The sequence below is a fragment of the Streptomyces sp. NRRL B-24085 genome, assembly GCF_001282115.1.
Classification (GTDB): domain Bacteria; phylum Actinomycetota; class Actinomycetes; order Streptomycetales; family Streptomycetaceae; genus Streptomyces.
The window spans coordinates 24,836-32,733 of record NZ_LJBR01000237.1 but is presented as its reverse complement, the minus strand read 5'-3'; the positions used below and the strand labels follow the sequence as shown (position 1 = coordinate 32,733).

The window sequence follows — 7,898 nt, the reverse complement described above, 5'->3', positions numbered from 1 at the left end:
CCCCAGAACCACTCGCGACCCGCAGCGAAAGCCGTGCCACCGGCCGCCACAGCACTCCCGACGACCACCGAGCCACCCGGCCCACGCCGAAGCCCTGCCGGCCCACCGCCGAGCCACCCCGACCGACCGCCGAAGCACCCCCGGCCGGCACGCAGAACCCATCTCCCACCGCGAGCCCCGCCACCGGCGACCAGCGACCCGCCGACCGCCGCCGAAACACTCCCGACGTGCCGCAGCAATCCCGCCGACCAGTTGCCGGAGCTTCACCGACCGGGCCGCAGCACTCCCGTCCCGCGCCCAAGTCCCGTCACCCGGCGACCGGCAAGCTCCCGACCACCCGGAAGCCCTACCGACCGCGACGGAGGCCCTGTCGGCCCCCGCCGCCGAAGTCTCCCGCCCCGTGCTACCGCAGCCCCGTCGACCTGCGCAGGGCCGCCCCGATGAGGCGGTCCACCAGCTCCGGGTAGCTGATCCCGCTCTTCTCCCACATCTGCGGGTACATCGAGATCGGCGTGAAGCCCGGGAGGGTGTTGATCTCGTTGATCACGAACTCGCCGTCCTCGGTGAGGAAGAAGTCCGCGCGGACCAGGCCCTCGCAGGAGGCCGCCTCGAAGGCGTCGACGGCGAGCTTCTGGACCTCGGCCGTCTCCTCGGGCGTCAGCGGCGCCGGCACGATCCCGGGGGTCGAGTCGATGTACTTCGCCTCGAAGTCGTAGTACGCGTGCTCCTGCGGCGGCGGGATCTCCGCGGGGACCGACGCGCGCGGGCCGTCCTCGAACTCCAGGACGCCGCACTCGATCTCGCGGCCCCGCAGCGCCGCCTCCACGAGGATCTTCGGGTCGTGGGCCTGCGCCTCGGCGATCGCCTCGTCCAGGCCGGACAGGTCGTCGACCTTGGTGATGCCGATCGACGAACCCGCGCGCGCGGGCTTCACGAAGAGCGGCCAGCCGTGCTCGCCCGCGAAGTCGACGATCTTCTTGCGGGCCGCGGACTCGTCCCGCTCCCACTCGCGCGGCCGGACCACCACGTACGGGCCGACCTTGAGCCCGAAGGAGGTGAACACCCGCTTCATGTACTCCTTGTCCTGGCCGACGGCCGAGGCGAGCACGCCCGAGCCGACGTACGGGACGCCGGAGAGCTCCAGGAGGCCCTGGAGGGTGCCGTCCTCGCCGTAGGGGCCGTGCAGGACGGGGAAGACGACGTCGACCTCACCGAGCGCCTTGGGCACCGATCCGGGCTCGCTGTAGACCACTTCGCGGTTGGCGGGGTCGACGGGGAGCACCACGCCGCCCTCGCTGGACTCGGCGAGTTCCTCGACGTCCGGCGTGCGGCGCTCGGTGATCGCCATGCGTTCCGGTTCGTCGGCGGTGAGCGCCCAGCGGCCGTCCTTGGTGATGCCGATCGGCAGGACGTCGTACTTCGTCCGGTCGATGGCCCGCAGTACGGCGCCGGCGGTGACCACGGAGATCCCGTGTTCGGAGCTGCGCCCGCCGAACACGACGGCCACGCGCGGCTTGCGAGGCGGCTGCTCAGGGCTCTGGGGGAGGTTCTCGGTGCTCATATCGCGATGAGAGTACCCGGTGGTAGTGCCCTGAGACAGCGCCCACCCCTGCGGCGAACGAGGCAAAAAAGCCGTCGTGGCTCAGCGTCGCTCGGGCTTCGCGCTGCGCGACATCAGCTCCTTGACGGCGACCACCGGGGACTTGCCCTCGTGCACGATGCCGACGACCGTCTCGGTGATCGGCATGTCGACGCCGTGCCTGCGGGCGAGATCCAGCACGGACTCGCACGACTTGACGCCCTCCGCGGTCTGCTTGGTGACCGCGATGGTCTCCTGGAGGGTCATGCCCTTGCCGAGGTTGGTGCCGAAGGTGTGGTTGCGCGACAGCGGCGAGGAGCAGGTCGCCACCAGGTCGCCGAGACCGGCGAGTCCGGAGAAGGTGAGGGGGTCCGCGCCCATCGCGAGGCCCAGCCGGGTCGTCTCCGCCAGACCGCGCGTGATGAGCGATCCCTTGGCGTTGTCGCCGAGTCCCATGCCGTCCGCGATGCCGACGGCGAGACCGATGACGTTCTTGACGGCGCCGCCCAGTTCGCAGCCCACCACGTCCGTGTTGGTGTAGGGGCGAAAGTAGGGCGTGTGGCAGACGGCCTGGAGGCGCCGGGCCACCGCCTCGTCGGTGCAGGCGACCACGGCGGCGGCCGGCATCCGGGCGGCGATCTCCCGCGCGAGGTTGGGCCCGGTGACCACGGCGATGCGGTCGGCGCCGACCTTGGCGACGTCCTCGATCACCTCGCTCATCCGCATGGCGGAGCCGAGCTCGACGCCCTTCATGAGGGAGACGAGGACGGTGTCCGGCGCGAGCAGCGGGGTCCACTCGGCGAGGTTGGCGCGCAGGGTCTGCGAGGGGATCGACAGGACGGTGAAGTCGGCGCCGGCCGCTGCCTCGGCGGGGTCCGTGGTCGCCCTGACCCCCTGCGGGAGCTCCACGCCGGGGAGGTAGTCGGGGTTCGTCCGGCCGGAGTTGATGGCCTCGGCGACCTCGGGACGACGTGCCCAGAGGGTGACCTCGCAGCCCGCGTCGGCGAGCACGACACCGAAGGCCGTGCCCCATGAACCGGCGCTGAGAACCGCCGCCTTGACGGGTTTGCTCACTTGCTCTTCTCCCCCTCGTGCCCGCTCTGCGCCTGGGTCCGGCGCCGCTGCTCGATCCGCTCGCGGCGCGGGTCGTACGCCGTCGCGGGTGCCTTCTCGCCCCGGATGATCTCGAGCTGCGCGGTGACGGCGGCCATGATGACCGCGGTGGCCTCCTTCAGGAGGTCCGGTGTCATCTCCCGGTCGTAGAACGGCGACAGGTCCACGGGCGGCCCCGCGAGGACGTGCGAGGTCTTGCGCGGCAGGAAGTGCAGCTTCTTGGCGTACGGCGGCAGCAGTTCGTTGGCGCCCCACTGCGCGACCGGGACCACCGGGCACTTGGTCTGCAGGGCCACGCGCGCGGCGCCGGTCTTGCCGGTCATGGGCCACTGGGCGGGGTCCCGGGTGATGGTGCCCTCGGGGTAGAACGCGACGCATTCACCGCGCTCCACGGCGTCGATGGCGGCCCTGAAGGCGCTGAGCGCGTCGGTGGTCTCGCGGTAGACGGGAATCTGTCCCGTGCCGCGCATGACGGCGCCGACGAATCCCTTGTTGAAAAGACCGCTCTTCGCGAGGAATCGCGGAACGCGTCCGGTGTTGTACTGGAAGTGCGCGTACGCGAAGGGATCGATGTGCGAATTGTGGTTGACCGCGGTGATAAATCCGCCGTCAGCCGGAATGTGCTCCATTCCACGCCAGTCCCGCTTGAGCAGAACCACGAGCGGCGGTTTGGCGATCACCGCTGCCAGGCGGTACCAGAAGCCGATTCTGCGGCGGGGCACGCGGACACCTTCCTCTAGGGCCTGGGGGGCCGCACAAGTGTCGCCCCGGGCCGTCTGTCTGTCGAGAACACCGTACGCCCCGCCGCCGACACCGCCAGATGGGGCGCGTGACGACTGAGTGACAATGGCCGCGAGAAGAGAAGGACGGAGCCCTCGTGCAGTGGACGTTGGTCATCCCGCTGAAGCCCCTGGCGCGGGCCAAGAGCAGGCTCTCGGACACCGCCGACGACGGGGTGCGGCCCGGTCTGGCCCTCGCCTTCGCCCAGGACACCGTGGCGGCCGCGCTGGCCTGCCCTGCGGTCGCGGATGTGGCGGTCGTCACGGACGACGCCCTGGCCGGCCGGGAGCTGGCCGCCCTGGGCGCCCGGATCGTCCCGGACGAGCCGCGAGGGGGCCTGAACGCGGCCCTGGCGCACGCGGCGGCCGTCGTGCGGTCGTCCCGGCCCGAAAGCGCCCTCGCGGCCCTGAACGCCGATCTTCCGGCGCTGCGGCCCCTGGAATTGGCCCGGGTGCTCAACGCCGCCGCTGAATTCCCGCGCGCTTTTCTCGCGGATGCCGCGGCAATGGGCACCACCCTGCTGGCGGCGCGGCCGGGCGCGGAATTGCACCCCGCCTTCGGGCCCGATTCGCGCGCACGGCACCGCACCTCGGGGGCCGCGGAACTCCCCCTCGCCGAGGTCGATTCCGTACGGCAGGACGTGGACACCGGCGAGGACCTGCGGGCCGCGCTCGCGCTCGGGGTGGGCCCCCGGACGGCCGCCGCCGCGGCGCGGCTGCTGATCCCCGGGCAGTAGGCTGCGGGGCATGCAGGCGACCGCGTACACGTACGACCCCGAGAGCCGCAGCGGGCAGGTGCTCCTCGACGACGGCACCCCGGTGCCCTTCGACGCGCCGGCGTTCGACGCGGGCGGGCTGCGGCTGCTGCGTCCCGGCCAGCGCGTGCGCGTCGAGATGACCGGGGACAAGATCACTCTGGTGACCCTGCAGACCTTCTGAACCCCCTCGCACACGCCGCGGGCCGGACTCCGATGCGGAGTCCGGCCCGGCGCGTGAGTGCCCCTGTGCCCTTACCTCTTGCGGGCCGTGGCCTTCTTGGCGGTGGTGGTGCGCGCGGCCGACTTCTTGGCGGGCGCCTTCTTGGCGGTGGCCTTCTTCGCCGGGGCCGACTTGGCCGTCGTCTTCTTCGCGGCGGTCTTGTTCGCGGCGGTGCTCTTGGCGGCGGTACCGGTCGCCTTCTTGGCGGGGGCCTTCTTCGCCGTCGTCTTCTTCGCGGTGGCCGTGGTCTTCTTGGCCGTCGTCTTCTTGGCGGTGGTCTTCTTGGCCGTGGCGGTCTTGGCGGTGGCCTTCTTCGCGGCCGCCTTCTTGACCGTGGCCGAAGCACCGCCGGTCAGGCTGCCCTTGGGCGCCTTCTTGACCGCGACGTCGTTCTTCGGGAGCTTCTTCGTGCCGCTCACCAGGTCCTTGAAGCCCTGGCCCGCGCGGAAGCGCGGAACGGAGGTCTTCTTGACCCGAACCCGCTCGCCCGTCTGGGGGTTGCGGGCGTAACGGGCCGGCCGGTCGACCTTCTCGAACGAACCGAAGCCGGTGACCGAGACCCGGTCGCCCGCGACCGTCGCTCGGACGATGGCGTCCAGGACCGCGTCGACCGCGTCGGCGGCCTGCTGGCGGCCGCCCACCTTGTCGGCAATCGCTTCTACGAGCTGCGCCTTGTTCACGTCTTCCCCTTCGGAGACATCGCCCGAACGAAACTGTTCAAGCTTTTTCGCACGTTAGGCAGATATATACCGCAAATCAAACACGAAACGGGCTTATCACCCTTGTGCCGCAACGAACTCGGCTGCTCTGGACTTGTTCAGCGTTCCTCTTCCGGGATTCGACCCGCGTCGAGGTCGGCCATGAACCCCTCCAGACGCCTTGTCGCTTCGACGACGTCGTGCTTGGCCGCGGCCGTAATGACCAGCAGCTTCCGGGTCAGCGCCATCCGTACGCCCTCCGGGACTTGCAGTGCGCGCACTCTTGCGTGCGCTTCCTTCAGTTGGTCCGCGACCGCCGCATAGAGCTCGAGTTGGCCGTCGTGTTCCATGCACAGATTGTGCCATCTGGGGCGAGTTGTCGCCTGCTAGGGGTGCAACTGCCGCCTCAAACGGCCTTCCGGGCACATCCGGGAGTCACGGCTACAAGGGTCGCGTACCCCGACAACACCCGCCGTAACGTGGGAAGTTGAGCGGGCGTGTCGCACGGTGCGAGGGCGTCCGGGCGCAGACACGGCCGTACCCCCGATCGGGCTGATCGGGGGTACGGCGGGGGTGTTGCGGTGGCCGGAATTCGACCTGTTGGACGGCTCCGGGTCAGACCTCGATCGTCCGCGGCTTGTACGAGGGCCGCTTGGCCTCGTACGCGGCGATGTCCGCCTCGCTCTGGAGGGTGATGGAGATGTCGTCCAGGCCGTTCAGCAGCCGCCAACGGGAGTTCTCGTCCAGCTCGAAGCTCGCCGTGATGCCCTCGGCGCGCACCTCGCGGGCCTGAAGGTCGACGGTGATCTCAGCCTCGGGGTCCTTCTCGCTCAGCTCCTGGAGCGCGTCCACGATCTTCTGGTCCAGAACCACCGTGAGCAGGCCGTTCTTCAGCGAGTTGCCGCGGAAGATGTCGGCGAAGCGCGAGGAGATCACGGCCTTGAAGCCGTAGTTCTGGAGCGCCCAGACCGCGTGCTCACGGGAGGAGCCGGTGCCGAAGTCGGGGCCGGCGACCAGGACGGTCGCACCCTTGCGCTCGGGCTGGTTGAGGATGAACTTCTCGTCCTTGCGCCAGGCCTCGAACAGTCCGTCCTCGAAGCCGTCCCTGGTCACCTTCTTGAGCCAGTGAGCAGGGATGATCTGGTCGGTGTCGACGTTCGAGCGGCGCAGCGGGACGGCCCGGCCGGTGTGCGTGGTGAATGCTTCCATGACTCTCAGACTCCAGCGGCGACAGGGGCGTCGGACAGGTCGGCGGGCGAAGCCAGGTGGCCCAGCACAGCGGTCGCGGCCGCGACCTGCGGCGACACCAGGTGCGTACGACCGCCCTTGCCCTGCCGGCCCTCGAAGTTGCGGTTGGAGGTGGACGCGGAGCGCTCACCGGGGGCCAGCTGGTCCGGGTTCATGCCGAGGCACATCGAGCAGCCCGCGTGCCGCCATTCGGCGCCGGCCTCCTTGAAGACCACGTCCAGACCCTCGGAGACGGCCTGCAGACCCACCCGCGCGGAGCCCGGGACGACCAGCATCCGTACGCCGTCGGCGACTTTGCGGCCCTTGACGAGCTCGGCGGCCGCGCGCAGGTCCTCGATGCGACCGTTGGTGCACGAACCTACGAAGACGGTGTCCACCTTGATGGAGCGCAGCGGCTGGCCGGCCTCCAACCCCATGTACTCCAGGGCCTTTTCGGCGGCGAGGCGCTCCGAAGCGTCTTCGTACGAAGCGGGATCGGGGACGCTCGCCGAAAGCGGGGCGCCCTGGCCCGGGTTGGTGCCCCAGGTGACGAACGGCGACAGCTCGGCGGCCTCGATGACGACCTCGGCGTCGAACTCGGCGTCCTCGTCCGTCTTCAGCGTCTTCCAGTACGCGACGGCCGCGTCCCAGTCCTCGCCCTTGGGGGCGTGCGGGCGGCCTTCGAGGTAGTCGAAGGTGGTCTGGTCGGGGGCGATCATGCCCGCGCGGGCACCGGCCTCGATCGACATGTTGCAGATGGTCATGCGGGCCTCCATCGAGAGCTTCTCGATGGCGGAGCCGCGGTACTCCAGGACGTATCCCTGGCCGCCGCCGGTGCCGATCCTGGCGATGATCGCCAGGATCAGGTCCTTGGCGGTGACGCCGTCGGGCAGTTCGCCGTTGACCGTGATGGCCATGGTCTTCGGACGGACCAGCGGCAGCGTCTGGGTGGCCAGCACGTGCTCGACCTGGGAGGTGCCGATGCCGAAGGCCAGACCGCCGAAGGCGCCGTGCGTGGAGGTGTGGGAGTCGCCGCACACCACGGTCATGCCGGGCTGGGTGAGACCGAGCTGCGGGCCGACGACGTGCACGACACCCTGCTCGACGTCGCCCAGCGGGTGCAGGCGCACCCCGAACTCGGCGGCGTTCTTGCGCAGCGTCTCCAACTGGACGCGGGAGACCGGGTCGGCGATCGGCTTGTCGATGTCGAGGGTCGGGGTGTTGTGGTCCTCGGTGGCGATGGTCAGGTCGAGCCGGCGCACCTGGCGACCGCTCTTGCGCAGACCGTCGAAGGCCTGCGGGCTGGTCACCTCGTGCAGCAGGTGCAGATCGATGTAGAGGAGGTCGGGCTCGCCCTCGGCGCGCCGGACGACATGGTCGTCCCAGACCTTCTCCGCGAGTGTCCTACCCATCGCTTTCCCTCCGGTCGGCCAGAGCCGCGCCGACCCAACTAGAAGATCTCGTGGAGGCGACGCCCTGGGCCCCTGTTCCCGGGCACCCGCCGCCTGGCCCGGTGGTCCGCGG

General features: G+C 70.3%; 9 protein-coding genes. 2 read left to right on the top strand and 7 right to left on the bottom strand.

Annotated features, from left to right (window positions below; genetic code table 11):
• Nucleotides 1-403: 403 nt before the first annotated feature.
• From AOJ26_RS24780 to AOJ26_RS24770, 3 genes are all read right to left on the bottom strand, one after another.
• Nucleotides 404-1,561, bottom strand: coding sequence for a D-alanine--D-alanine ligase family protein (locus AOJ26_RS24780; RefSeq protein ID WP_053850556.1), 1,158 nt, complete (start codon nucleotides 1,559-1,561; stop codon nucleotides 404-406).
• A gap of 81 nt (nucleotides 1,562-1,642) precedes the next feature.
• The gene (locus AOJ26_RS24775; RefSeq protein ID WP_053850555.1) at nucleotides 1,643-2,653 is read right to left on the bottom strand and encodes an NAD(P)H-dependent glycerol-3-phosphate dehydrogenase; all 1,011 of its coding nucleotides are present in this window, start codon (nucleotides 2,651-2,653) and stop codon (nucleotides 1,643-1,645) included.
• The gene (locus AOJ26_RS24770; protein WP_053850554.1) at nucleotides 2,650-3,414 is read right to left on the bottom strand and encodes a lysophospholipid acyltransferase family protein; all 765 of its coding nucleotides are present in this window, start codon (nucleotides 3,412-3,414) and stop codon (nucleotides 2,650-2,652) included. The genes AOJ26_RS24775 and AOJ26_RS24770 overlap by 4 nt, the downstream gene beginning before the upstream one ends.
• A gap of 155 nt (nucleotides 3,415-3,569) precedes the next feature.
• Here AOJ26_RS24770 and cofC point away from each other — a divergent pair, with 155 nt between their 5' ends.
• Nucleotides 3,570-4,208: a 2-phospho-L-lactate guanylyltransferase gene (gene cofC, locus AOJ26_RS24765; protein ID WP_053850553.1), complete on the top strand. Its 639-nt coding sequence runs from the start codon at nucleotides 3,570-3,572 to the stop codon at nucleotides 4,206-4,208.
• Between the two features lie 10 nt (nucleotides 4,209-4,218).
• Complete coding sequence (locus tag AOJ26_RS24760) at nucleotides 4,219-4,410, top strand: hypothetical protein (RefSeq protein WP_053850552.1); 192 nt, start codon at nucleotides 4,219-4,221, stop codon at nucleotides 4,408-4,410.
• Nucleotides 4,411-4,481: 71 nt separating this feature from the next.
• On the opposite strand, the gene AOJ26_RS24755 is transcribed toward AOJ26_RS24760, so the two are convergent.
• From AOJ26_RS24755 to leuC, 4 genes are all read right to left on the bottom strand, one after another.
• Nucleotides 4,482-5,129 carry an HU family DNA-binding protein gene (locus tag AOJ26_RS24755; protein ID WP_053850551.1) on the bottom strand — a complete coding sequence of 216 codons (648 nt, stop codon included), beginning with the start codon at nucleotides 5,127-5,129 and terminating at the stop codon, nucleotides 4,482-4,484.
• Nucleotides 5,130-5,266: 137 nt separating this feature from the next.
• Nucleotides 5,267-5,497, bottom strand: coding sequence for a hypothetical protein (locus AOJ26_RS24750; RefSeq protein ID WP_007384922.1), 231 nt, complete (start codon nucleotides 5,495-5,497; stop codon nucleotides 5,267-5,269).
• A 265-nt stretch (nucleotides 5,498-5,762) separates the two neighbouring features.
• Nucleotides 5,763-6,356, bottom strand: a complete 594-nt coding sequence (leuD, locus tag AOJ26_RS24745; RefSeq protein WP_053850550.1) for a 3-isopropylmalate dehydratase small subunit — start codon at nucleotides 6,354-6,356, stop codon at nucleotides 5,763-5,765.
• 5 nt (nucleotides 6,357-6,361) lie between these two features.
• Nucleotides 6,362-7,786, bottom strand: coding sequence for a 3-isopropylmalate dehydratase large subunit (gene leuC / locus AOJ26_RS24740; protein WP_053850549.1), 1,425 nt, complete (start codon nucleotides 7,784-7,786; stop codon nucleotides 6,362-6,364).
• Nucleotides 7,787-7,898 lie beyond the last annotated feature (112 nt).